Here is a 26,097-nt window from a genome sequence, read left to right on the forward strand (position 1 = left end):
AAGGCCGCTCAAAGCGGCCTTTTTTATTTCGTCTCGTTTAGCTTGCGCCCAGAACGTCATTGAAGACTTTCTCGCCCGGAACACCTTTTTCAAGGCTGATCAGTGCGCGACGGCCATTGCGATAGGAAATCGGAATATCGATCCACTGCAAACGACGCATCAGCGAAAGATTGGTATCCTGTGCAGTCTTTGCGTCATTAAGCCAGATAATGAAGAAATTATCCGCAATCTTGGAAGGAACTGCAATCAGCGGATTGCCAGCTGCCTGTTCCGTATCTTTGAACGTTATACGCTGCACATTATCGACGACACCGCCGGCAAAATTATCCGGAACGGTGAAGACCATTTCGATCAGATGGCTCGCTGGAATCGACTGATCCGTATTTTTGCGAACCGTCATTTTCAGCTCAACCTTGCTGTCAGGCATGGTGACGCTGGCGCGAATAGCTGGAGCTGCAGGCTCACCTTCACTCGGGCTTTCCTGAATCTCCGACCAGACGACATTGCCACGTTCAACAGAACCTGATTCCGTGCCGCCACGCTCTTCATAAAGAAGCGCCTGCTGGCCAACGGCCACGGCCTGCTGAGGCTGCTGCTGATTCTGGGTATTGGTTTGTTCGGCACCAGGCGTTGAAGCCGCTGTCGACTTGCCTTCACCCAAACCGTTCTGACCGCCCGATGGACCGTCATCGACTTCGCTGCCATCCGGCATCAGACGCTGCGTCATCTTCTGTTCTTCAGGCGTTGACGGCTGCTGACCGGTTTGTGTCTCGCCCGTCTGCGGCTGTTCGGAGCCTGCAGTCTGTCCCGCCGGAGGCGTTTGCCCGTCAGGCTGTTGCGCTGTACCGCTATCCCCGCTTGCCGGTGCGTCGCTGCGACCAAGGCTTGATGCCAATTCCTGAAGCTTGTCCTTGTTTGCCCAAACGCCATAGCCTGCGCCACCAAGAGCGAGTACAGCAATAAGACCGATGATTAGCCCCTTGTAGGAACGCTTTTCCTTCGGGCTGCTGCGTTCGGTATATTCACCGCGACGTGCAAAGGCCTTCTCGTCTGCGCGATTCTGGTCGCGTTCCACTCCCCAGTCATCGCGACGATCGGGCTGAACCTGCGATGCTTCATCTTCTTTGTCATGGTCATCATCCGAGTAGCGGGGCTCGGTTGCGATCTGCGGTTCGCGATCAGCATAAGAAGATGCGTTTGCCGCACGCGTTGATTCGTGTAGAAAATCTTCCAACGGATCGGTCTGGGGTTCTTCAAAAGCCGCTTGGGAAGCTGGAGGCGCATAAAAGGCTTCAACTTCTTCAATAGCGTCTTCGAGGATTTTGCGCTGGCGAACAGCGACAACTTGCGAGGCATTCGCCGTCACAAGCTTCTGTTCAATCGTCGCGCGTGCCTTTGCATAGACACGCTGCCGCAGTTCAGGCGATTTGTCTGCCTGCGCATCGATTGTCTTTTTCAGAACCGCTACAAAATCCGCCATGCCGTTTTACCCAGTTTCCGCGAGTTCGAAATGCAGTAAATGTCTCAATAATCACAATAATCGATGGAAAGCAAAGGTTGCGGCAACGATTAAGTGAACGCTTTCAAAATGATCGCGAAAAAACCTTAAAAAAATACCCGGTCCGCCATGATGACAAACCGGGTGTTTTATTTTTGCAGAACCGAAGTTCAGATCAATCAATCCTGAAATGGATCGGTAACGAGGATCGTGTCTTCGCGTTCAGGGCTCGTCGAAAGCATTGCAACCGGCGCGCCGATCAGCTCTTCGATGTGGCGGACATATTTGACAGCCTGCGCTGGAAGATCGTTCCACGAACGCGCACCAGCTGTCGTTTCCGACCAGCCCGGCAGCGTTTCATAGATCGGCTTCACGCGAGCCTGCGCACCCATCGAGGATGGCAGATAGTCGATGCGCTTGCCATCAAGCTCATAGGCCACGCAGATCTTGATTTCTTCAAGACCGTCGAGAACATCAAGCTTGGTCAGTGCAATACCGGTGATGCCCGAAGTGCGAACCGTCTGGCGAACGATAACGGCATCGAACCAGCCGCAACGACGCTTACGACCCGTCACCACGCCAAATTCATGGCCCTTGGTGCCAAGGAATTCGCCGATTTCATCGTTGAGTTCGGTCGGAAACGGACCTTCACCAACGCGAGTGGTGTAAGCCTTGGTAATGCCGAGAACATAACCGATTGCTGTCGGACCAAGACCCGAACCGGCAGCTGCCTGACCGGCAACAGTGTTGGACGAGGTGACGAACGGATAGGTGCCGTGGTCGTTATCAAGAAGCGCGCCCTGCGCACCTTCGAAAAGGATGCGGTCGCCAGCCTTGCGGCGTTCGTCGAGAACGCGCCAGACCTGATCGATATAAGGGAGAATCTTGTCTGCAACCGAGGTCAGCTCTTCAATAATGGTCGCAACCGCGATTTCCTCAAGGCCCATGCCGCGACGCAGCAGATTGTGGTGAGCAAGCAGACGCTCAACCTTTGGCTCTAAGGTGTCTAGTTCGGTCAGATCGATGACGCGGATCGCACGACGGCCAACCTTGTCTTCATATGCAGGGCCGATACCGCGCTTGGTGGTGCCGATCTTGAGGCCTTCGGTAGCGCCTTCACGCATCGCATCCAGTTCGCGATGAACGGACAGAATAAGCGGTGCGTTTTCTGCAATACGCAGAACTTCAGGGGTGATTTCGATGCCCTGGCCGCGCAGCTTTTCGACTTCCATGACGAAATGATGCGGGTCAACCACAACACCATTGCCGATCACGCTCAGTTTGCCGCGTACAAGGCCGGATGGCAGAAGCGAAAGCTTGTAGCTGACGCCATCGATGACAAGCGTATGACCCGCGTTATGACCGCCCTGATAGCGCACGATCACATCGGCGCGCTCGGACAACCAGTCCACGATCTTTCCCTTGCCCTCGTCGCCCCATTGCGACCCGACGACAACTACATTCGCCATTGAGAAAACTCCTCGGTACGGCATCTCAGCCGTAAATATAGCCCAAGGATCGCAAGCAAACCCCGTCAATGAAACGCGGGGTGCTGATCCCTCGTCTCTATACAGACTCAATCCCGCTTGCGCGACTCTTTCATGCAGAAAATGCGAATATTTTCACCAAAACGTGGAAAAGCGGCTCGCAAAACGTGGAAAACCATGGCTAAGAGGTGTCAGGAATATGGCGATTTAGCGGCAAAACGCCTTTTAGCCGGCGCGGACCATATAGAGCGCCTCGTCCGAATAGCCTTTCAGCTTTTCTTCGAGTGCGATCACATCACGGGTAACAAAGCCCTTTTTCTCCCAGAATCCCTGAGAACCATTCACCGCAACAAGAGCCATGGTGACGAAACCATCCCGCTCTGCCTGAGCAGCCATCAGTTCGACCACACGCGATGCCTGACCGCCTGAGCGGACCACCGGCAGAAGTGCGATGTCGTGAATATAATAGGTGCTGGTTTCCTTCGGCAGCTCACCGAGAATCGAATTCAACGCAGGCACCGAATCGAGTTGCCATGGATGGCTGATGCCGTAACCGAGAATTTCGCTGCCATTGGCCAGCACAAAACAACCGGCCGGATAGACTTTGAAGCGGTCCCGGAAGACCGCCTCATCTTCGAAGAAGTCGGGATGAACGACATTGGCCACGGCTGTTACGCGCGCTATGTCCTGCGCTTGCATTCGCCGCCATTCTGCCTGTTCAATCCCGTCTGTCATGTCGCTCAAGCTTCCTCGATGTTAAATTCCAAAGGTCTTGCCGCCTTGATTGCCTCTTGAGCAATGAGTTCGTCAAGTGCTGCTTGTGGAATCCTGTCATCGACATAAAGCATCGCAATGGCATCACCGCCCGGATGATTACGTCCGAGAGCGAAGTTTGCGATGTTGATGTTGTGCTTGCCGCAGATCGTTCCGAGCAGACCGATCATGCCTGGAATGTCGACATTGGTGACATAAAGCATGTGCGGACCGACTTCCGCATCAAGGTTGATTCCCTTGATCTGGATGAAACGGGCCTTACCGTCAGAGAAGCACGTTCCTGCAATCGAGCGTTCACGTTCAGTGGTCTTCACGGTCAGCTTGATATAGCCGTCGAAGATACCGGACTTATCGCGCTTGATTTCCGAAACGATGATTCCACGTTCTTTCACCATAATCGGTGCGGAAACCATGTTCACATCAGCCACCTGCGGACGGATCAGACCGGCAAGTGCTGCACTGACCAGAGCGCGTGTGTTCATGCCAGCTGTGGAGCCGTCAAAAAGCACTTCGACTTCCTGAATTGGCTCGTCCGTCACCTGACCGACAAAAGCGCCCAGAACTTCTGCGAGCTTGACGAATGGCTTGAGACGCGGCGCTTCCTCTGCAGTGATCGACGGCATGTTGATTGCGTTGGAAACAGCACCCTTGACCAGATAATCCGACATTTGCTCGGCCACCTGGATCGCCACATTTTCCTGCGCTTCGGAAGTCGAAGCACCAAGATGCGGTGTGCAGACCACGTTGGGCAGATTGAACAATTCGTTGTCTGTTGCGGGCTCAGTCTCGAAAACATCGATACCAGCACCGGCAACATGGCCGGATTTCAGTGCTGCAACCAGATCCTTTTCAACGATCAGACCGCCGCGTGCACAGTTGATAATGCGGACACCCGGCTTGGTCTTAGCCAGTGCGTCGGCATTGATGATGCCGCGTGTCTTGTCGGTCAGTGGCGTGTGCAGTGTGATGAAATCGGCACGCGCCAGAAGCTCATCAAGCTCCAGCTTTTCGACGCCAAGTTCCTGCGCCCGCGCTTCCGATAGAAACGGATCAAACGCAACAACATGCATCTTGAGGCCGATACCACGCGCTGCAACAACAGCGCCGATATTGCCGCAACCAACCACACCAAGCGTTTTGCCTGTGATTTCCACGCCCATGAAGCGGTTCTTTTCCCACTTGCCAGCGCGCGTGGAAACGTCAGCTTCGGGAAGCTGACGCGCAACTGCAAACATCAGTGCAATTGCATGTTCTGCAGTGGTGATCGAATTGCCGAAAGGCGTATTCATCACAATAATACCACGGCGCGATGCTGCCGGAATATCGACATTGTCCACGCCAATACCGGCGCGACCAATGACCTTGAGCTTCGTTGCTGCTGCTATCAGCTTTTCCGTTGCCTTGGTGGCGGAGCGGATAGCAAGACCATCATATTGGCCGATGACTTCGAGCAGCTTTTCTTTGTCCTTGCCAAGATCTGGCAGGTAATCAACTTCAACGCCGCGGTCTTTGAAAATCTGAACGGCGGTCGGCGACAATTTATCGGATACGAGTACGCGAGGTGCCATAAGGGCCTCCTTCGAATTGTACGATAATGAAAGGCAAGCAGGCTATGGCCGTCCCAACTCCGGCCACAGCACTGTCATCGCTTGCGATTATGCAGCGGCTTTCAGAGCAGCTTTCTGTGCAGCAAAGGCCCAGTCGAGCCATGCAGTCAGGGCTTCAAGATCAGAAGCTTCAACCGTAGCACCCGCCCAGATACGCAAACCGGAAGGCGCATCGCGATATGCACCGATGTCGAAGGCAACGCCTTCTTTTTCGAGCGCCGAGACGATGCCCTTGGCAAAAGCTGCCTGTGCATCAGCCGAAAGCGCCGTCACTTCCGGATCAACAATCGTCACGCAAACAGATGTGTTGGAGCGCGTTTCAGGCTTCTGAGCCAGATTAGCGATCCATGGCGTCCGCTCGATGAAAGCATCAAGCACAGCGAAATTTGCATCCGCACGTCCGACAAGACCGTCGAGACCGCCGACAGAACGCGCCCAGCTCAGTGCATCGAGATAATCTTCAACGCAGAGCATTGAAGGGGTGTTGATTGTTTCGCCAACGAAGATGCCTTCGATCAGCTTGCCGCCAGAAGTCAGGCGGAAAATCTTTGGCAGCGGCCATGCTGGCTTATAGCTTTCCAGACGCGCAACAGCGCGTGGGGAAAGAATGAGAATGCCGTGTGCGCCCTCGCCGCCAAGCACTTTCTGCCATGAGAAAGTGACAACATCGAGCTTTGCGAAATCAAGGCGCTGCGCGAAAGCAGCCGAGGTCGCATCGCAAATGGTCAAGCCTTCACGATTTGCAGGAATGAAATCGGCATTGGGCACGCGAACGCCGGATGTGGTGCCGTTCCAGGTGAAAACGACGTCACGGTCGAAATCAACCTCAGCAAAATCAACCAGTTCGCCATAGGGCGCAACAAAGCTGCGGGTATCTTCCAGCTTGAGCTGCTTGATCACATCTGTGACCCAGCCGGAGCCGAAGCTTTCCCACGCGACCATATCAACGCCGCGCTCACCGAGCAGCGACCACAAGGCCATTTCAACCGCACCCGTGTCGGATGCAGGCACGATGCCAATGCGGTAATCAGCCGGAACGCCGAGAATTTCGCGGGTAAGGTCGATGGCTTCTTTCAGCTTGGTCTTGCCGATTTTCGCACGGTGCGAACGGCCAAGCGGCGCATCGGCAAGCGCTTGAAGCGACCAGCCGGGGCGTTTAGCACAGGGACCTGAAGAAAAATTAGGGTTAGCCGGGCGAACTGCCGGCTGCGCAATCGTCGTCATTTTGTTTCCTATCCTCTCAGATAGCACGCGCCTCGTTGGGGAGGCGTGGCCCGCTGATGAAAATATCGGAAAGCAAAAATTTCACAAGACCGTCCAAGGCTTATTTTTTCTAAAGCGCCATGTGCCAGAACAGGTGCACAAAGGTCGCTCTAACACGCTAAAATTACAGTATAATTTCACCTCAAACTGACTCAAGTTTAAGGATTTATGCTGTAAACCCGCCGAAATAGCACCGGCGGGTTCGAATGCCAGAGAATTTACTTCTCGGATGGCTTTTCTTTCATGCGCGCATAATAGCTTGCGATGAGCGCACCGGAAACATTGTGCCACACACTGAAAACGGCACTCGGAACTGCCGCCAAGGGTGAGAAATGCGCATTCGCAAGAGCTGCACCAAGGCCACTGTTTTGCATGCCTACCTCAATGCTGATTGCCTTGCGCTTTGCCAGAGAAAGGCCCGCAGCGCGTGCGGCGAAATATCCCAACAGCAAACCAAAGCCGTTATGCAGAACGACGACCGCGAAGATCAATGCACCAGACTGGGCAATTGCAACCTTATTGACCGCAACAACAGCTGCGACGATCAAAACAATGCCGATGACCGACACCAGCGGGAGCATTGGCACAGCTGCCTTCACAAGGCTTGGCATCAGCTTCTGCAGAATGAAACCAAGTGCAAGGGGTACGAGAATAACCTTGAGAATGCTGATGAACATGCTCATTGCGTCAACCGGCAAATACTGGCTTGCAAAGAACCAAACCAGAAATGGCGTTACCAGCGGGGCCAACAAGGTGGTCACGCTTGTGCAAGCAACGCTAAGGGCCACATCGCCTTTGCTGAGATAGGTCATCACATTGCTTGCCGTGCCACCCGGGCAACAGCCAACTAGAATTACGCCCGCAGCAACTTCCGGCGACATCGGAATAATGCGCGTCAGCAAAACTGCAAGGAGCGGCATAATCAGGAATTGGGCGAAAACACCAATCAATACTTCAAACGGTCGTTTGGCGACCTCCGCAAAATCCTTGGTCGAAATCGTAAGTCCCATGCCAAACATGATGATGCCCAGCAACACGACAATCCAAGGCGCGAAAACACTGAACGTCGATGGCAACAAAAAACCAAGTACGGCGAAGACGATAATCCAGACAGCAAAAGAGCGGCCGACAAAATCTGAAAAAGCTACAAGCGCTTTCATTTCTCTCCCTTCAGACTGCGTACAGTCTCGAAAAATGCTTCTATAAGGCAACGCCTCTCTGATGCGGCCTTCTAAGGGCATTTCGGAAGATATGAAATAAAAAATAGCCAGATTGCTAATTTATGGGCAATTTTGACGGGCTTATGGGATATAAAATGAAAAAAGCCCGGGAGGTTCCGGGCTTTATTTCAGGTTACAGTGTTTTAACCACCGAACATGTAGCGAAGACCCACACGGACATCGTGGATGTTCATGCCCTTGTCGTAGCCGTCGCCAACGCCATAGTTTCCGTTGAACATCTTGCCGCCGTTGATATGGCGGAAGCGATAACCAGCATCAAGCTTGAGATTGTGTGTCAGATCAACTGACGCACCAGCCATAAGCGCGTAGGTGAAGCGCCAGTCAGCATCACCTTCGAGAACACCACCATTGGTGGTATCGACTAGGTCGTTCCACTTGACGCGAGTGCCACCAATACCGGCACCGACGTAAGGTGTAACGCCGCCGAAATTGCCGAGATCGACATAGGCGTTAGCCAGAAGCGATAAAGCAGACATCTTGCTTTCATCGCGATCGCTCGTGAATTTAGCGCGCGTCATATAGTCGAGCGTCAGGTCGGTACGGAAATAATCAGTGACCTGATAACCAACACCACCGCCCAGCAAGAACGAACCCTTCAGCTTGCCGCCATGAATTTCTGGGTCGCCTTCACCACAGGTGTTACAGCCACCGCCACCCGGCAAGGTGTAGGTTGCGCCACGGAATTTCGCTGCGGAATAACCGATATCGCCACGCAAATACCAACCACCAACGGCTGGAGGAGCGACAACCACTTCCGGCACTGGCTCGATATAATCTGCAGCGAAAGCCGCAGGAGCCATTGCCGTCAGGGCAGCCGATACAGCAAGGCTTGCGCAAAAGGTTTTAATAAGACTGTTCATTCATCTGCCCCATCAATCTGTCACGCCACAACCGCGTCGGAACCGAGTTTTCAAAGGCAGAATATTCAGGAAAAGTTAAATACAACTTAACCTTGTTTTTTAACTACGTTTATTAACAGTTGCTAAACTACAACCTCTGCTGCACCGGACAAAAAAATAGCGCGGACAAGCCGCGCCATTTCTATTGAGATCGATGTTTTATCAGGCTGCAGCACTTTCCGAAGAAATCACGTTGATGATGTCATTGACGACCTTTTCAACGAGTGCGCGGTCATCGCCTTCCGCCATGACCCGGATGAGCGGTTCAGTTCCGGATGGACGAATAACCAGACGTCCCTGCGAACCCAGACGATCAGTCGCTTCGTCAATAGCGCTCTTGACCTTCTTGTTCTCAAGCGGTTTTCCGCCAGCAGTACGAACATTCTTGAGGAGCTGCGGCACTGGCTCGAACTTGCGACACAATTCGCTTAGCGGCTTGTTCTCTTCCTGGGCAACAGCAAGAATCTGTAGCGCAGACACCAGACCGTCGCCAGTCGTTGCAAAATCCGACAAAACAATATGACCGGACTGTTCGCCACCAACATTGAAGCCATGCTCGCGCATATGTTCAACCACGTAGCGGTCGCCAACCTTGGTACGGGCCAGCGTCATATTGTGATCATGCAGGAAGCGCTCAAGGCCGAGATTGGACATGATCGTCGCGACAATACCGCCGCCCTGCAGACGGTCCGATTTAGCCCATGATTCGGCAATAACTGCCAGAAGCTGATCGCCATCGATCACGGTGCCGTTTTCATCGACAAGCAGAACGCGGTCCGCATCGCCATCCAGTGCAATACCGACATCGGCGCGCACTTCATGCACCTTCTTCATAAGGCCAATCGGATGGGTCGAGCCGCAATCCTCATTGATATTGATGCCGTTCGGCTCATCATTGATGGTGATGACTTCTGCACCAAGTTCCCAAAGAGCTGCAGGCGCAACCTTGTAGCCCGCGCCATTGGCGCAATCGACCACAACGCGAAGACCATTAAGCGAGATATTGCGCGGCAGCGTGCGCTTAGCAAATTCGATATAGCGATAGATATCGCCGTCGACGCGCTTGGCCTTGCCCACTTCACCGTGGCTTGCGAGATGCGCGGACAGATCGCTGTCGATCAGGCTTTCAATCTTAAGCTCGATCTCATCGGACAGCTTGAAGCCATCAGGGCCAAACAGCTTGATGCCATTATCATAGAAAGGATTATGCGAAGCCGAGATCATCACGCCAATATCCGCACGCAAGGAACGGCAGAGCATGGCGACCGCAGGCGTTGGAATTGGACCAAGCAGAAACACGTCCATACCGGCGGCAGTGAAACCTGCAACCAGTGCGTTTTCCAGCATATAACCGGAACGGCGCGTATCCTTGCCGATCACGACGCGCGAGGCCTGGCCTTTGCGGCGGAAAATATGCCCGACAGCCATACCAACTTTCATGGCAATATCAGGCGTCATCGGAAAGCTGTTGGCCTTGCCGCGAATGCCGTCGGTTCCAAAATATTTACGTGTCATATTCTTAGCCTTGCGTTGCGCCATAGAGCTGTCTCGAACCAATCAAATACAGTCGCTGTTAATCCGTGAGACGGCAATGGCATCCGGGATTGTTAGCCCGGTAATCGATTGTCTGCGTTATTACCGCAAAACCACCTGTCATTGCAATTTCGCCTTTCGGAGAAACAAACTACTTTAAAGCGTGAAACTCCAAATCTTTCCTATGATGCGCCGAAATCATTAACCGAGCCTTTCTCATCTCGTCTGCCAAAAAAGCAGAAAAGCCGGACAGACTGCCCGGCTTTTCGTAATTTTTGCAGATGCTTATTGCGGCTGCGGGTTTGGTTCGATGCCAGGTTCACCACCTGGCTCCTCACCCTTGCGCTTGCGCGGGCTACCGGCTTTCGGCACGCCCGAACCGCGTGACGGCGTATCATTGCCCTGATCACGCGATGGCTTGTTGCCCGCAATCAGTTCTTTGATTTCATCGCCGCTCAGCGTTTCGTATTCGAGCAGACCTTCGGCCAGAGCAATCCAGTCCTCGCGCTTTTCAGTCAGGATGCGGGTTGCTTCGGCATAGGCTTCATCAACCAGACGACGCACTTCACCATCAATGATCTGCGCGGTTGCTTCCGAGATATTCTGCGTGCGCGAAACCGAATGGCCCAGGAACACTTCTTCCTGATTGTCGCCATAGGCAACGCGACCGAGCTTGTCGGAATAACCCCACTGCGTCACCATCGAGCGCGCAAGCTTGGTTGCCTGCTGAATATCAGAGGATGCACCGGACGTGATGTTTTCCTTGCCGAATTTCAGCTCTTCCGCAACGCGGCCACCCATCAGGATCGCAAGGCGCGATACCATCCAGGTATAGGTTGCCGAATAACGGTCGCCTTCAGGAAGCTGCATCACCATACCCAGCGCACGACCGCGCGGAATGATTGTCGCCTTATGAACAGGATCGGTGCTCGGTACGTTGATCGCAACGATGGCGTGACCTGCCTCATGATAAGCCGTATTGGCCTTTTCCTGCGGCGTCATGGCGGAACGGCGTTCCGCACCCATCATGATCTTGTCCTTGGCGTCTTCAAATTCCTGCATGGTCACGAGACGCTTGTTGCGACGCGCAGCCATAAGAGCAGATTCATTAACGAGGTTTGCAAGATCGGCACCGGAGAAGCCCGGCGTACCGCGTGCGACAACCTTGAGATCAACATTGGGTGCAAGCGGCACATTGCGCACATGCACTTTGAGGATCTGCTCACGACCAACGATATCCGGGTTCGGAACTACGACCTGACGGTCGAAACGGCCCGGACGCAAGAGCGCTGGATCAAGAACGTCAGGACGGTTGGTTGCAGCAATCAGAATGATTGATTCGTTTGCTTCAAAGCCATCCATCTCAACCAGAAGCTGGTTGAGTGTCTGTTCGCGTTCGTCGTTACCGCCACCAAGACCGGCACCACGATGACGACCGACAGCATCGATTTCGTCGATGAAGATAATGCAAGGCGCGTTCTTCTTGGCCTGTTCGAACATGTCGCGGACGCGGCTTGCACCAACACCGACAAACATTTCAACGAAGTCCGAACCGGAGATCGTGAAGAACGGAACATTGGCTTCGCCTGCAACAGAGCGCGCGAGCAAAGTCTTACCGGTTCCGGGAGGGCCTACGAGCAGAACGCCGCGTGGGATTTTACCGCCCAGACGCTGGAACTTCTGCGGATCGCGCAGGAATTCGACGATTTCTTCGAGATCCTGCTTGGCTTCTTCAACGCCTGCAACGTCCTGGAACGTCACACGACCATGCGCTTCGGTCAGAAGCTTGGCCTTCGACTTGCCAAAGCCCATCGCACCGCGCGAGCCACCCTGCATCTGGCGCATGAAGAAAATCCACACGCCGAGAATAAGGATCATCGGCAACCATGAAAGCAGAATGCCAAGGAGCGAGCTGGAGCCGTCGCTTTCAGGACGAGCGGTGATTGCAACGCCCTTCTCTTCAAGACGAGAAACCAGTCCGGTATCACCCGGCGAATAGGTCTGGAAGGTCGATCCGTTATCGGCAAACGTACCGCTGATCCGTTCACCAGTGATGGTGACCGCTTTCACGCGTCCGTTTGAAACGTCATCGATAAATTGGGAGTAAGAAACTTCACGGGAATTCGTGCGCTGGCCAGGACTCTGGAACAGGTTGAACAGCGCTATCAAAAGTAGAGCAATGATCGCCCAGAGGGCGAAGTTGCGATAGTTCGGATTCATATCGGGTCCAATCGATACCACGGCCACCCGAGAAAAGGGCGGTACGATGTTTCGGCTTAACATAGGATCGAAGGAAGGCCTTGCCAAGGCGCGAGAGCCCCCTCACCTTCGATTCTTGTCAATCTGGTTTATAAAAATTAGGACATTCACGGCCAAACCGCTTTTCAACGGCATTTGCCAGCCCAAAATCATAGCCCGGAAGCACATGATCGAAGATTGCGAAGTGTTTCTCGACAGTGATTCCTGCAGGCAGCTGCTGCCCGTTAACTGCTGGAAGTTGCAATAGTTTGCCGTTTTCATAGATAGCAGGCAAAACCAGCAAAGCGTCTCTTTGAACGGAATCGACGTCGAGTTCGGAAAGCTCTATGAAATCTGCCAGCTCTTGGCGATCCGGGCTCCGTATCTCCAGCGTGCGGTTGCCCTCATTTGTGAAACGAAACCGCCCGTCCCAGATAATCCGCTGACCTGTCTCAATCCGCATAATCGGCAGGTTGCGCCTCTCACGACGAAACCGGTGCGGCAATCCTCTTCGCCCAAGTTCGACGAGTGCTCCAAAAACCGTCATACGATCAGTTTTTTCATTCCCGGACAAAACTCTTTCAATGCGTGATCGCTCGGCATCGCCGGGGAGAAAACGTCGTCCGCCTGCAATAGATGCAAGCAGGCCTGAAAATAGACGTCGAACATTTTCTGGCAATGCTGCATAAATTTCCGCGTCGACCGAGATCGTGCCGAGAGGGCTCATCTTCACACAGTCTGGATCAGCCAGCGCTGACATCAGCGCCGCGTTGTCGCGTTTACGTGCAGCACCTGCCAAAGCGATCTGTGCGAGGATCGTTTCCGGATCTGCTTCTGCAGCGGAAGTAAGCCTTACACGCGGACGCTCATAGCTGGTATTGACGTTGCTTGGATCATCTATCCAGCGGATACCCTTCTTCGTCAGTTCATCACGTAACGTCATGCGCGACTGATCAAGAAGGGGGCGGATCAATTCAACAGAACTCTCCAGCCATGAACGGGGAGCCATGGCGGCAAGTCCACGCGCTTCCGAATGAGAGCTTCGCTCCTGACGCATCAGAAACGTCTCTATCTGATCGTCGCGCGTATGACCTGTCGCGATAAAATCAGCGCCCACTTCCTGTGCGGCCTGAACCAGCAAGCGGTAGCGCGCCGACCGCGCTGCTGCCGCAATGCCGGTCTTGGGCTTGGCTTCTTCCCAGGCAAAAACACGATGTGCAATGCCGTGAGCATGGCACAGTTTGCCGACATTTTCTGCTTCATCGGCGGATTCAGCGCGCAGGCGATGGTCGATGGTAACAGCTGTCAGTGGCGGCGGATTTTCCAATGTCGCCAGATGATCTTTGAGGAGGAAAAGGAGCGCAAGAGAATCGCTGCCACCTGAAACAGCAGCAACAATTCCTTTTGCACGCTCAAGTCCGAAGGGTTCAAAAATTTTGATCGGGGAAAGCCCCACTCATAGTCTCCAAAATCAGCATTTAATGCGCGTGCGCTCGTCCGTGACCCGCTTCAAAACTGCCGGCGCTGCATTCGGATAGCGGTCCGGAATCTGCTTGAACGTCGCACATGCAACATCGTGATTATCCATTTTCTCAAGCGTCATACCGAGCTTGAACATATTCTCTGGCGCGCGTTTTGAATCCGGATAATCGCGCTGCGTATCGATGAATACCGTCGCAGCTTCCGGGAAACGTGATTGACCGTAAAGCGATTCACCCAGCCAATAACGCGCCTCAGCTGTCGTGGGGTCCGCAGGGTAGCGTTTGATATGCTCACGGAAACCAGTCTCGGCGGCCTTGTAATCGCCCGACATCAGATACTGATAGGCAGCCTGATAGAGCGAGTTTGGATTGTCGTCGGTCGGCAGAGAAGCGACAGCCTGCCCTGCAGGAAGTGCTGGCCCATGTTCAACCGGGCGCGGCTGAGCATTGATCGTTTCGCCGATTACATTGCCATTGTTATCGAAACGAATGGAGCCGAGCGACTGTGGCGGCTCCCCACGCTGCGGGCCGCCCTGAGGAGCTGTGCCAGAACCAATAGCAGTGGAATCGGCGCCCGATGGATTGTTCGCCGCCGTTTGAGAAGAAGAACCGAAATTACCATCTGACGAAGCACCACCTGAAACCCCGTTATCGGGGTTTCCAGCCGGAGCTGCATCAGCCAGCGATGTACCGTTGTTGCCATCTGTCGGCGCACCAACGGCATCCGCACGACCACCATTTTCCAGCGCCTGGAAACGGCGTTCATTTTCTTCCTGCATCTTCTGCATCTGGTCCTGCAATTCGAGAACCTGGAAGTTCATGGCTTCAGCGCGAGCGCCAAGCGTATCGGCAATAGCTGTAGGATTCGGCATACCCTGTGCGCAAAGATCGCTGCCCGGCGGCGGCGTAACGGGAGCATCCTGACCAGCGCTTGCCTGTGCAGGTGTCGAACCGCCCTTTTTCTTTTCAAGCTCTTCAAAGCGGAACTGGTTGTCGTCCTGCGTCTTCTGCAGCTGTTCGTTGGTGAACGAAATCTGAGCATCCACATCCTCTACCTTACCGGTGAGATTGCGGATCACTTCCTGCTGCAAGCCGGGACTTTGCTGATAGCCACCCTGACCGCCAGCACCATTATCGCGCATCGCGTCGTCAAGAATAGCCGTTGAGCCGATGCTCACATGATTCTGTGCGCCGCCTCGGCCCTTTTCGAGTGCCTGAAAGCGGGTTTCATTGTCGCGCTGAATTTTAAGCATCTTGTCGCGCAACTGCAGAATGCGTGCATAAGACTGCGCATTCTGGTGCGCAAGATTACATACCTGCTGCGCGAACTGGTCACCGCCGGGATTACCCGCCTGCGCCAGCTGGATTTGCCCCTGCTGCGAAGAAACAGATGCCGCCAGAACCGGAGCACTTGCCAAAAGCGGCAACATGGCAAAAGCCAGTGTCACTTTCCTCATTGGTTTCCTCATTCCCTTTTGCCCCTATCGCTCATTTCCGAAAAATGATGGTGCCCTGAAATTATGGCCGCGATAAATATCGTCATGTTCCCGATGTTCAGGTATCGCGCCTGAATATTATCTGAACACCCGATTTCTCACGGCTCTTCTCAGCTTTTAGAGAAAATCCATAAAAAGCAAAGATGCTTTCCCTATGACACAGGCGACTTCGGCCAAAATTTGTCGAAGCGGCTAATATGCGCCTGCCAAAACGAAAAAAGCGGCCAAAAGGCCGCCTTTTCCGTATGAGTGTTGCGATATCGCATATCCAGTGAAGGCGCGAACGCAATCAAACGAGATGAGGTGTTAAACACCTCATTCTGTTTATTAGCTGCCAGCACCGTTAAGAACGGTAACGGCACGACGGTTCTGAGACCAGCACGAGTCGCTATCGCAAACAGCGATTGGACGTTCATTACCGTAGGAAACGGTACGCATACGGCTGGTTGGAACGCCACGAGCTGCAAGGAAGTCACGGGTTGCAGCTGCACGACGCTGGCCGAGTGCCAGGTTGTATTCGCGTGTACCGCGTTCGTCGGCATGGCCTTCAACAGTGATCGAGTACTGTGGGTAGCGCTGCAGCCACTGAGCCTGCTTCGACAAGGTCTGCTGTGCATCGGCACGGATCAGCGAAGAATCGAGATCGAACAGAATGCGGTCGCCAACATTCACAGTGAAATCCTGCGACGAGCCGGGCGTAGCAGCGCCACCAGCAAGGCCAAGATCACCGGCATTGTTTGGAAGGTTCTTCTTGGACGCACAACCAGCAACGGCGAGCGTCATGAAAAGGGCAATAGCGATAGGGCTACGTGCAATCGACTGGAAACGGCGCATGGGCCGGAGCTCCTTAAGATTTGATGTTCCTGCGTAACCAACCAATAATCATATTTAGGTTAAGGCAGGCTCAAGAAGTATGGTTAACGATTTCTTTCGGCCAAATGCAAACCGGTTTTTCCGGCAGCAATTCTGTTTCTAGCCCTTGATGGCTAAATGCGGCAGAAACACGGCCCAAAGGCTAAGATTGTGGCAATTTGAGCATAATCAGCCAATCTAGAGCTCTGTTCGCTCCTAACTCGCCTGTAGCTCTGTATTGGTCGTGCAAAATAAAAGGCGCGAAACAGAAGTTTCGCGCCTTGTTAAATATCAATGCAGCTGACGGCACTATTCGAGCAGTGGCGACCATGCCGGATCGGAACCGAAGTTCGGAGTCTGGATCTGGCGCTCGTTACGACCGGTCAGATCAATCGTGAACAGCTTTGGTCCACCAGCACCCGCAGCTTTGCGGAAGAACATCAGGACGCGACCGTTTGGAGCCCAGGTCGGACCTTCATTGTGGAAGCCAGAAGTCAGCAGACGTTCACCTGTACCATCGGTCTTCATGACACCGATCGAGAACTGGCCCTGCGACTGCTTGGTGAAGGCGATCAGATCACCGCGTGGCGACCAGACAGGGGTCGAGTAGCTGCCATCACCCGCCGAGATACGGCGTGGATTGGAGCCATCAGCGCCCATGACATAAAGCTGCGGACGGCCACCACGGTCGGACGAGAAGACGATCTGCGAACCATCAGGCGAATAAGACGCACTCGTGTCGATTGCCTGACTGCTGGTGAGACGGGTTGTCGAGCGATTACGCAGGTCCATCGTGTAGACGTTCGCACTGCCATCGTCCTGCAGCAGGCTCATTACAACTTTCTGACCATCTGGCGAGAAGCGTGGCGCAATCGACATGCCGGGGAAGTTGCCGACAAGTTCGCGCTGACCGGTTTCAAGCTGCAGCAGATAAACGCGCGGCTGACCACCAGCAAACGACATATAGGTGACTTCCTGACGGTTCGGCGAGAAGCGTGGTGTCAGAGCAATGTCACGGCCATCGGAAAGATAGCGCACATTCGCGCCGTCCTGATCCATGATCGCAAGACGCTTGACGCGCTTCTGTGCCGGACCCGATTCATCGACAAACACGATACGTGTATCGAAATAGCCCTTTTCACCGGTCAGGCGCTCATAAATCGCATCGGCGATGATGTGCGCAACACGACGCCAGTTATCCGGCGTGGTGAAAAACTGCTGGCCGATCATCTGCTGACCGCCAAACGTATCCCACAGGCGGAACTCAGCCTTCAAACGGCCATCTGGCTGCTTGGTAATGCGGCCCGTCACCAGTGCCTGCGCGTTGATAACTTTCCAGTCTTCAAAACGCGGCGATGCATCGGGATTGGAAATCTTTTCGATGAACGCGCCTTTGTTGATTGGCGCAAAAAGGCCAGAGCGCTCAAGATCCGCAGCAATGACAGAAGTGATGTTCGGTCCAAGCTGATCTGCCGACAGGAAGTCGGTGATAGCAATTGGCAGTGGCTCGACCACACCCTTGTTGATGTTGATTTCCACCACCGCGCGAGCAGGCATGGTGGAAACAAGACTTGCAGCGATCACACAGGCGAAAGCCGACAAGGCTGCGCGGATCTTTGTTTTCATGATGCCTATTTTCATATCTTCTGGGACCTCTTTTGTCCTTGGCATTCAACTTGTTTGCGACCGGAAATCCGATCAGAACATTTCGCTCGGGTCGAAGTTGACGATCACTTCCGACCATGAATCATATTTGTCTGCTGGCAGATTGTATGGTGCGCAACGCGCCACAGCGCGCTTGGCGCTTTCAGCTGCCGCACGGCCCACACCGTCACCACCGCCACCAGATGTTACCTCAGGAGAACCCTGGATAGAGCCGTCCTGATTAAGACGCATCTTCACCGTCACGACCAGACCTGGAGCGTCTGCCACACCGGCAGGCACATTCCAGCACTTGGAAATCGCACCACGAAGGGCATCCATTTCATTCTGGCTCAGCTTCGAGCCACCTGTATTCTTCTTGCCGCCCAACGATGCCTGATCGGTGGAACGCTTTGCGCCGCCGCCCGATGCCTTCTGCTTGTTGAGGAGTGCTGCCACTTCATCAGCAATGGCGTCATTCTTCGACTGCGAGGTCTGCGAGGCGGACTGCGTAGGCTTCTTTTCTTCCGTCGGCTTGCGATCAGGCGTCTTTGCCGTCTGCGCCTGCGGAGGTTTAGGCTTTGCCTGTGGTGCCGGAACATTATCCGGCAATTTTGGAGCCGTCTGATCAGGTGCTTCCGCCTGCTTCTCGATTGCTTCCGCAACCGGATCCGGCTTCACTTCCTGCTTTTCTTCAGGCTTGGTCTGAACTTCGGTCGCCGGCACCGGTGTCGGCTGTTCCTGCGGCTTGGGTTCAGGTTTTGGATCTGGCTTCGGTTCCGGCTTTTTCACCGGCTCCGGCTGTGCTTTTGGTTCCTCAGCCGCTTCAATGGGTTTCGCCTTGTTATCAGGCTTTGGAGGCGTCTGAAGATCGACGTCGTTGTCGCCGACGTTTTGAGCATCGGGAACGACATTCGGCTTTTTCGTCGGAACAGGTGCCGACTTTTCCTTCATCGGCGCAGTCTTATCGCCCTGCTGGATCTGGGTAATCGATTCGATCGGCACGATGTCGACCGGAAACGACTCCGAATCCTGCACGTCGAAAGCCTTCGGCGAGGAGAAGGAGAAAAGCCCCAACGCGATAACGACGGTATGGAGGGCTACAGAAGATGTCAGGCCAGCCTTCATGATGGCGTCAGCTATCCTGCTCCTGGAGTGTCACAAGGCCGATATTCTTGAAACCGGCGGCGGAAATGCGAGCCATGACCTTCATGACGGTGCCGTAATCGGCAGCCTTGTCACCGCGCACGAAAATGCGCTCTTCGTAACCGGTCTTGGCAATCGCCTGAAGTTTGGCAACAACTTCATCGAGCGGAATTTCAGTTTCCTGCAGATAGATCTTGCCGTCATTGCTGACCGATACAGTGATCGGCTGCGTGTCGGCATTCATGGCTTTCGCCTGCGTATCCGGCAGATCGATAGGCACGCCAACAGTCAGAAGCGGAGCAGAGACCATGAAGATGATAAGCAGCACCAGCATCACGTCCACGAATGGCGTAACGTTGATTTCGCTCATCAATGCCTTCTTGCGACCACGCCTGCGGCGTCCGCCCGATTGCATTCCCTGATTTCCAACTGACATGCCCATTTCAATATTCCCGAAGGCTCGATTTAGCTTTGATGCCGGAACGCTCTATTTTGTTTTCACGCTTGTCGTTATCGGAAAACCGGTTCCCACTTTTCCGCGACATGCTTTAGCTGCGCGGCGTCAGCTTCTCATCAATTTGGCGCGACAGTATGGCAGAGAACTCATCCGCAAAGCCTTCGAGCCTGCCATTGACCTTACCCGCGTCACTCGACAGCTTGTTGTAGGCAATAACCGCAGGGATAGCGGCCAGAAGACCGATAGCAGTAGCAAGCAGCGCTTCCGCGATACCCGGCGCCACGACGGCGAGATTGGTGTTTTTGGATGCCGCAATTGCCTGGAAGGAGGTCATAATACCGACAACCGTACCGAAAAGACCGATAAAAGGTGCCGCTGAACCAATCGTTGCAAGGAAGCCGAGCCGCGATTCCAGCTTTTCGCTTTCACGCGCCAGCGCCACATCCATCGCCTTGTCGATACGCATCTGAAGTGCAATCGGAGACCGCGCACCCTTCTCAAATGACTTTTTCCACTCACGCATGGCAGCCATGAAGATGGAGGCCATGCCCGTTGTGCGACGATCATTGAGATTGCGGTAGAGCTCTTCCAGCGACTGACCGGACCAGAAAGCCTGCTCGAAGCGATCAATTGCGCGGCGTGCGCGACCGTAAGCGACAATCTTGTCTACGATGATCGCCCAGGTCCAAACCGATGCAACGATCAGACCAAGCATAACAAGCTTAACGACCCAGCCTGCCTGCATGAACAGGCCCCAGAGGGTAATATCGGCGGCAGGGGCCGCAAGCGCAACATTTTCCATCGATCTACCGTCCTCGAATCCAAACGCCCGGCGTCATAACCGGGCGGCATCGCAAATTCTTCTAGAAACGTCCGTTTCCGAACGCCCCAACCTGCGCAGCTTTATCTAACGAGCTTTTTGCACACCCTGACGGATATGCTGACGCTCTGCGCCACAACCGCCATATCGGATTTCAACTTTAAATCCTCACAGCGCTTGTTACGGTTAATTTTGGTGAAAGGAAGGCGCTGCACTTCAACCCAGCCTCTCAACCGATTCCGTCAGCATGATTAATGGAATATTATGGTTAAGGATGCGTTATCATTTAAAGAGAAGCGCCATGTACCCGTTAATTATTGCGGGCGTTTCTGAAACTATTAGAACGCCTTGCACCCTCCTGGGCACACAAAGGTCGCTCTAACACTCTATCTTTACAGCATAATCTTACCTTAAACTGATCCAAGTTTAAGGAGTTACGCTGTAGTCAGCTTTCGTGAAAGCTTCACGCCATTCATCGGGAATACGGCGGGGATGACCTTCCTTGGTGATCATCACCGCCTCGACCTTGGCTTCTGACAGCAATCGTCCATCACAGGTGATCTTCTGCGCCATAATGACCCGTGCCCCACGAATTTCGCTGACACGGGTTTCGATCAGGATGAGGTCGTCCATCTTTGCAGGCGATTTATAGTCGATCTCCATGCGGCGAACGACCCAGACCATTTCCTCACCAAGCGAACCTTCAGCAAGCTCGATATGGTGAACATCCTGAAGACGCAGGAAATCGGTGCGACCGCGCTCGTAAAATTCGAGATAGCGACCGTGATAAACGAAGCCCGAGAAATCCGTATCGGCATAATAGATGCGGGCATAGAGATGATGGGTCCCGTCTTTCAGTTCGCCCGCAACCTGCGCATGATCCATAACTATTCGTCTTCCATGAAAAGGCCGAACTGCGACTGTTGTGTCACCTCAGCAGGCGCGGCCAGTCCCATATGTTGCCAGGCAAGTGCCGTCAAAACACGTCCTCGTGGGGTACGCTGCAAAAAGCCTTGCTGGATCATATAGGGCTCGATGATGTCTTCGATTGCGTCTCGCGGTTCAGACAATCCCGCTGCAATTGTTTCGATACCGACCGGACCACCGCCAAAATTGCGTGCGATCATTTCGAGATAACGCCGGTCAAGCTGATCAAACCCGCGATTATCAACCTCAAGCCGCGAAAGCGCTTCATCGGCGATCTTGCGATCGATCACATCGGCACCTGCGACCAGCGCGAAATCGCGCACCCGGCGCAACAAACGGCCTGCAATACGTGGTGTGCCGCGAGAACGACGCGCGACTTCCAGCGCACCATCTGGCGAAATGCCCATCTGCATGATGCGCGCGCCACGGCGCACGATATATTCAAGCTCTTCGACCGTATAGAAATTGAGCCTGACCGGAATACCGAAGCGATCCCGCAATGGCGTGGTCAGCAGCCCAAGACGGGTGGTCGCTGCAACCAGCGTAAATTTCGCAAGATCAATCTTCACCGAACGCGCCGCCGGACCTTCACCAATGATGAGATCGAGCTGAAAATCTTCCATCGCCGGATAGAGAATTTCTTCGACAGCCGGGCTCAAACGGTGAATTTCATCGATGAACAGAACATCGCGATCTTCGAGATTGGTCAGAAGTGCTGCGAGATCACCAGCCTTGGCGATCACCGGACCAGAGGTCGAGCGGAAATTAACGCCAAGTTCTTTGGCCATGATCTGCGCAAGCGTGGTTTTTCCCAGTCCCGGAGGCCCGACAAACAGCACATGGTCCAGTGCTTCGCCACGTACTTTGGCGGCTTCAATAAAGACTTTTAGATTAGCGCGCGCAGCCGCCTGCCCCACAAAATCATTAAGCGTTTGCGGGCGTAGGGTGCTATCGGCGTCTTCAGCGCTGATATCAGCATCAATAAGAGGGTTGCGGTCGCTCATGCCAGTCCTCTCGCATGAACATTAACCTGAGACAAGTATCTCACCGCGACAGCTCCTTCAAACCAAGGCGAATGAGCTTGGCCGAATCTGCATCTTCTCCGGCTTCTCTAAGTGCTGCGGCCACCGCATTGGCCGCCTGATCGCGTGAATAGCCCAGATTGGATAGCGCTGAAACCGCATCGCTCACTGGTGCAGAAGCCGCACCCGCGCCGATTTCCTGCTTAAGCCCGATCGTGCCGCTGGCTTCTCCCGCAAAGGCCGGTGCCTTGTTCTTCAACTCGGTAACTATACGTTCGGCCACCTTCTTGCCAACGCCCGGTGCACGCGACACCATATTGATATCACGCAAAGCAATCGCATTGGCGAGTTCCGGCACCGTCAATGTACCCAGAACGGCAAGTGCCACCTTGGCACCAACGCCCTGCACATTCTGCAACAGGCGGAACCATTCGCGCTCAAGCTGCGATGCGAAACCATAAAGGCGGATCATGTCCTCGCGCACATAGGTCTCGATAAACAGAACAGCCGCTTCACCTGCCCCGCCCAGATTACCAAGTGTACGGGCCGAACAAAAAGCAACATAGCCAACGCCATGCACGTCGATGACAGCATGATCCTCAGCGATTTCATCGATCACGCCCTTGAGCTTGCCGATCATTTGATACCTATCCTGCTAAAAGCACATCCCGAAAAATATGTAACGGTTTTCGGAACAAGATGCGCGTTAACTTAGAAGCGCCTGCAATCTGCGTGCGCTGACAATGCTCTGACGGTGATGTGCATGGCAAATGGCAATGGCGAGCGCATCGGCAGCATCGCTCGTATCGAACGTTGCGCGCGGCATCAGAACCTTCACCATCATATGAATTTGCTGCTTTTCACCATGGCCGACACCAATGACCGCCTTCTTGACGGCGTTGGGCGCATATTCTGCAACAGGAAGCCCCGCCTGAGCAGGCGCCAGAAGTGCAATACCGCGCGCCTGACCGAGCTTGAGCGTAGCAGTTGCATCCTTGTTGACGAATGTATGTTCGACGGCGGCTTCATGCGGCATGAAGTCATGCAGAACTTTTGCGAGCCCCTCATGCAACTGGCAAAGCCGTGAAGCGAGATCCATCTCGGCATTCGACGTCACCGTGCCGGAGCCGATAAAATGCAGGGAATTTCCAAGCGATTCGACGATGCCCCAGCCGGTACGGCGGAGCCCCGGATCAATACCAATGATGCGAATCGTTTCTTTCATAAGTGAACCCTATCCTCAGACAGGTTCACTTGACAGCATAAATGTGAACAAAAGAGAAACATGCGCGCCGGGAAGCGCACATCAAAAAAATATCAGGAAGCGCCGAAAGCCGTCTTGAGCAGCACAATCTGATCCGACACCGGATTGCCGCGTGGTGTGGTCTGCAGCGAAACGACTTCGCCATAGACATTGCGATCCATGCGGCGCACGCGTGCCTGAAGTCGGATCGAACGCTCGATAAGTTCAACGAAGGCGAAAGGAAGTTCATTCCAGCCTGCCGCTACATCGCCTGCCGATGGCGTATCAAGACGAACCTTGGCCTTTTCGGATTCAACCTGCTGGCGGGACATTTCGCCATTGCGGGCAGCGCGCTGTAGCAGAAGCCATGAAGCAACCTGCATTAGGCGGGTGGTCAGGCGCATCGATTCGGCAGCATAAAGGGTTGCGGCAACTCGCGAGAGAGTGCGCGCTTCTTCACGGCCTTCTCCATCGAGGTAGCTGGCCGCTTCCTCAACCATATCCATGCCTTCACTGTAAATCGGCTTAAACGAATCCGAGAAAACCATGCGCTCAGCGAGGCTGATCATATTGCCCGGCATCTGTCCCTGTTCGCTAATCACTGCTCTGCCACCTTACATGAACGCATCAGCGTCCATTTTGTTGCTCGCACACCGTCAAATGCGTGCGAATGAATTTCTTGAACCGCTGTTCGATCATGGGGAGAGCGAAGACGGAACAGCCGCTTTTAATGAGTCCACGACAAACTGCACCTTCATGCACTGTCGCGCAAGAATATGTTTAATGAAGAGTTAATATTTTTGGGAGGATTTTCAATGATGGTAAACGACTAAAGCCAGTCGCGGAAAGACCGGAGCTGGCTTTCCGATAACGATATGCGCGAAAACAAAGAGATAAGCGTGCAGCGGGCGCAATCAAACGCGTGACGCTCTGAAAACTCTGCCCGCAAGAAGAGCATAAAAAAAGAGCCGCAAAGGCGGCTCTCAGGAGTTTAACAGGGAGGCGTCAAACAGAGTGGCTAAACCACTCGGTAAGAATCCAGCCGAACTGGATGTAAACCATTTAACGCCGTTAAGATTAATGAAGCGTTAATTTTGGGCTCAAGCTGTGGAAGTTTCCGCGCCCTGTCAGCAAGCCCAAATAAAAAAGCCGCCCGAAGGCGGCTTTTAAAAATCACTCGATCATACCCGTTGCAAAGCAGGTTTCGGGTTTGAAGTGGCCGGAACCTTGGTGCCTTCGGCCGTTGCAGGCTTTGCCGCTGGCTTCTTGCCCCAACCGATCGTTGGCAGCCACTCAAGATAATAAGCCAGTGCGAACTGCATCACCACACCCGTTGCAATCAACAGCGTATCATATGGCAGACCACCCGGATTAACGAGCTTCATCACCTGCGCGACCATTGCCAGCAACGTACCCGCAATGAAGACCGGGAGCGAATGCTTACCCAGAATGGCAAGCGGATTATCAGAAGACGTGCGCGCAATACTGTTCAACGACGGCACAACCGCGATCAGATAAGCCATCGCCAGCACATGCAGTAGACGCGGAGCCGAAAGGAAGGTTTTGTCAAAGCCAGTCAGGACCGCAGGCATTCCCATCGAGGCATCAATGCCCCAGAGCGGAATGCGAACCCAGGCCAGCGACAGAACCAGATAACCGACAGCAGCTGCAATCAGCGCAGGATGTGCCGGGATTTTATCACCGCGACGCACATACATGACACCGGCAATACCGATCGCAAACAGGAACTGCCAGGACAGTGGGTTCAAGAACCAGACGCCGCCAGTCGGGTAGTTGATCGGTGCAACACCATAAAGTCCCGACAGAAGCCAGACTGTACCCGACACAGCAACCATCAGCGAAAGGCTGATGCGTGCAAGCAGCAGCAGCAATGGCGTCATCAGAAGCATGACGGCATACATCGACAGAATATTGTTGTAGCCGAGCTGATGTCCAAGCGTGACGAGACCAAGCAGAGCTTCAACCGGCTGCTTGACCAGCGGGCCGATATTGATCTGCGTGAGCAGCTCACGATGCTTGAGGAAAATGGCGGCGGCGGCAAAAATACCAATCGTCGCAAGCGTCGTCATGATGTGCGCAGTATAAAGCACACAGGCGCGACGCCACATTTTCAAGGTCAGCACGAGACGATTACCCGGCGCAAACTTGCCGCCATAGGCCAAAGCCACCGCCATGCCTGAAATCAGAACAAAAGCTTCAGCGGAATCAGAGAAGCCGAGATTCTTGTGCGTGAAGTGCTCGAAAATCGTTCCGGGTACATGATTGATGAAAATCGTAAGCAGTGCCAGCGCGCGGAACACGTCGATACGTGTATCGCGAACCTTTGGCACTATTTTCGCCGTTTCACTCGTCATTTCACCTGCCTGCCGTTTGTTTTCCGTCTGCAATAGCGCAGCACTCATTGCCGCCTATATAGCTGGTAATTCGGGCGGAACCCGGTTGGTTCCAATC

At 53.9% G+C, this 26,097-nt stretch carries 22 protein-coding genes; all 22 read right to left on the reverse strand.

Translation table 11 applies throughout. The features are described from left to right. Positions 1-37: 37 nt before the first annotated feature. Positions 38-1,480, reverse strand: a complete 1,443-nt coding sequence (locus KMS41_08990) for a transcriptional regulator (protein ID QWK77227.1) — start codon at positions 1,478-1,480, stop codon at positions 38-40. A 197-nt stretch (positions 1,481-1,677) separates the two neighbouring features. Further along, positions 1,678-2,967, reverse strand: coding sequence for an adenylosuccinate synthase (locus tag KMS41_08995; protein ID QWK77228.1), 1,290 nt, complete (start codon positions 2,965-2,967; stop codon positions 1,678-1,680). Between the two features lie 243 nt (positions 2,968-3,210). After that, positions 3,211-3,720 carry a GNAT family N-acetyltransferase gene (locus tag KMS41_09000; GenBank protein ID QWK77229.1) on the reverse strand — a complete coding sequence of 170 codons (510 nt, stop codon included), beginning with the start codon at positions 3,718-3,720 and terminating at the stop codon, positions 3,211-3,213. Between the two features lie 5 nt (positions 3,721-3,725). After that, the gene (serA, locus tag KMS41_09005; protein ID QWK77230.1) at positions 3,726-5,327 is read right to left on the reverse strand and encodes a phosphoglycerate dehydrogenase; all 1,602 of its coding nucleotides are present in this window, start codon (positions 5,325-5,327) and stop codon (positions 3,726-3,728) included. 87 nt (positions 5,328-5,414) lie between these two features. After that, positions 5,415-6,590: a phosphoserine transaminase gene (locus tag KMS41_09010; GenBank protein ID QWK77231.1), complete on the reverse strand. Its 1,176-nt coding sequence runs from the start codon at positions 6,588-6,590 to the stop codon at positions 5,415-5,417. Positions 6,591-6,847: 257 nt separating this feature from the next. Next, on the reverse strand, positions 6,848-7,789 hold the full coding sequence (locus KMS41_09015) for a bile acid:sodium symporter family protein (protein QWK77232.1): 942 nt from the start codon (positions 7,787-7,789) through the stop codon (positions 6,848-6,850). A 203-nt stretch (positions 7,790-7,992) separates the two neighbouring features. Next, a complete protein-coding gene (locus KMS41_09020; protein QWK77233.1) occupies positions 7,993-8,730 on the reverse strand; it encodes a porin family protein in 738 nt (245 codons plus the stop codon). 201 nt (positions 8,731-8,931) lie between these two features. Beyond that, entirely contained in the window at positions 8,932-10,284 is a 1,353-nt protein-coding gene (locus KMS41_09025) for a phosphoglucosamine mutase (GenBank protein QWK77234.1), read from the reverse strand. Positions 10,285-10,587: 303 nt separating this feature from the next. Beyond that, the gene (ftsH, locus tag KMS41_09030; protein ID QWK77235.1) at positions 10,588-12,522 is read right to left on the reverse strand and encodes an ATP-dependent zinc metalloprotease FtsH; all 1,935 of its coding nucleotides are present in this window, start codon (positions 12,520-12,522) and stop codon (positions 10,588-10,590) included. A 118-nt stretch (positions 12,523-12,640) separates the two neighbouring features. Further along, a complete protein-coding gene (gene tilS / locus KMS41_09035) occupies positions 12,641-13,996 on the reverse strand; it encodes a tRNA lysidine(34) synthetase TilS (protein QWK77236.1) in 1,356 nt (451 codons plus the stop codon). Positions 13,997-14,011: 15 nt separating this feature from the next. Continuing rightward, a complete protein-coding gene (gene ybgF / locus KMS41_09040) occupies positions 14,012-15,490 on the reverse strand; it encodes a tol-pal system protein YbgF (GenBank protein ID QWK77237.1) in 1,479 nt (492 codons plus the stop codon). A gap of 354 nt (positions 15,491-15,844) precedes the next feature. Then, complete coding sequence (gene pal / locus KMS41_09045) at positions 15,845-16,351, reverse strand: peptidoglycan-associated lipoprotein Pal (GenBank protein QWK77238.1); 507 nt, start codon at positions 16,349-16,351, stop codon at positions 15,845-15,847. Positions 16,352-16,678: 327 nt separating this feature from the next. Then, positions 16,679-18,010, reverse strand: coding sequence for a Tol-Pal system protein TolB (gene tolB / locus KMS41_09050; GenBank protein ID QWK77239.1), 1,332 nt, complete (start codon positions 18,008-18,010; stop codon positions 16,679-16,681). Positions 18,011-18,067: 57 nt separating this feature from the next. Next, entirely contained in the window at positions 18,068-19,138 is a 1,071-nt protein-coding gene (locus tag KMS41_09055; protein QWK77240.1) for a cell envelope integrity protein TolA, read from the reverse strand. 7 nt (positions 19,139-19,145) lie between these two features. Continuing rightward, positions 19,146-19,598, reverse strand: coding sequence for a protein TolR (gene tolR, locus KMS41_09060; GenBank protein QWK77241.1), 453 nt, complete (start codon positions 19,596-19,598; stop codon positions 19,146-19,148). A 106-nt stretch (positions 19,599-19,704) separates the two neighbouring features. Beyond that, positions 19,705-20,415 carry a protein TolQ gene (gene tolQ / locus KMS41_09065; protein ID QWK77242.1) on the reverse strand — a complete coding sequence of 237 codons (711 nt, stop codon included), beginning with the start codon at positions 20,413-20,415 and terminating at the stop codon, positions 19,705-19,707. Positions 20,416-20,859: 444 nt separating this feature from the next. Next, complete coding sequence (locus tag KMS41_09070; GenBank protein ID QWK77243.1) at positions 20,860-21,318, reverse strand: YbgC/FadM family acyl-CoA thioesterase; 459 nt, start codon at positions 21,316-21,318, stop codon at positions 20,860-20,862. A 2-nt stretch (positions 21,319-21,320) separates the two neighbouring features. Next, positions 21,321-22,364, reverse strand: a complete 1,044-nt coding sequence (gene ruvB, locus KMS41_09075) for a Holliday junction branch migration DNA helicase RuvB (protein QWK77244.1) — start codon at positions 22,362-22,364, stop codon at positions 21,321-21,323. A gap of 40 nt (positions 22,365-22,404) precedes the next feature. Then, a complete protein-coding gene (ruvA, locus tag KMS41_09080) occupies positions 22,405-23,022 on the reverse strand; it encodes a Holliday junction branch migration protein RuvA (GenBank protein ID QWK77245.1) in 618 nt (205 codons plus the stop codon). A gap of 66 nt (positions 23,023-23,088) precedes the next feature. Beyond that, positions 23,089-23,607 (reverse strand): crossover junction endodeoxyribonuclease RuvC, encoded by a 519-nt coding sequence (gene ruvC, locus KMS41_09085; protein ID QWK77246.1) that lies wholly within the window; start codon positions 23,605-23,607, stop codon positions 23,089-23,091. 92 nt (positions 23,608-23,699) lie between these two features. Next, a complete protein-coding gene (locus KMS41_09090) occupies positions 23,700-24,206 on the reverse strand; it encodes a DUF1465 family protein (GenBank protein QWK78826.1) in 507 nt (168 codons plus the stop codon). 600 nt (positions 24,207-24,806) lie between these two features. Beyond that, complete coding sequence (locus KMS41_09095; GenBank protein QWK77247.1) at positions 24,807-26,000, reverse strand: OpgC family protein; 1,194 nt, start codon at positions 25,998-26,000, stop codon at positions 24,807-24,809. Positions 26,001-26,097 lie beyond the last annotated feature (97 nt).

This window comes from Ochrobactrum sp. BTU1 (assembly GCA_018798825.1).
Classification (GTDB): Bacteria; Pseudomonadota; Alphaproteobacteria; order Rhizobiales; family Rhizobiaceae; genus Brucella.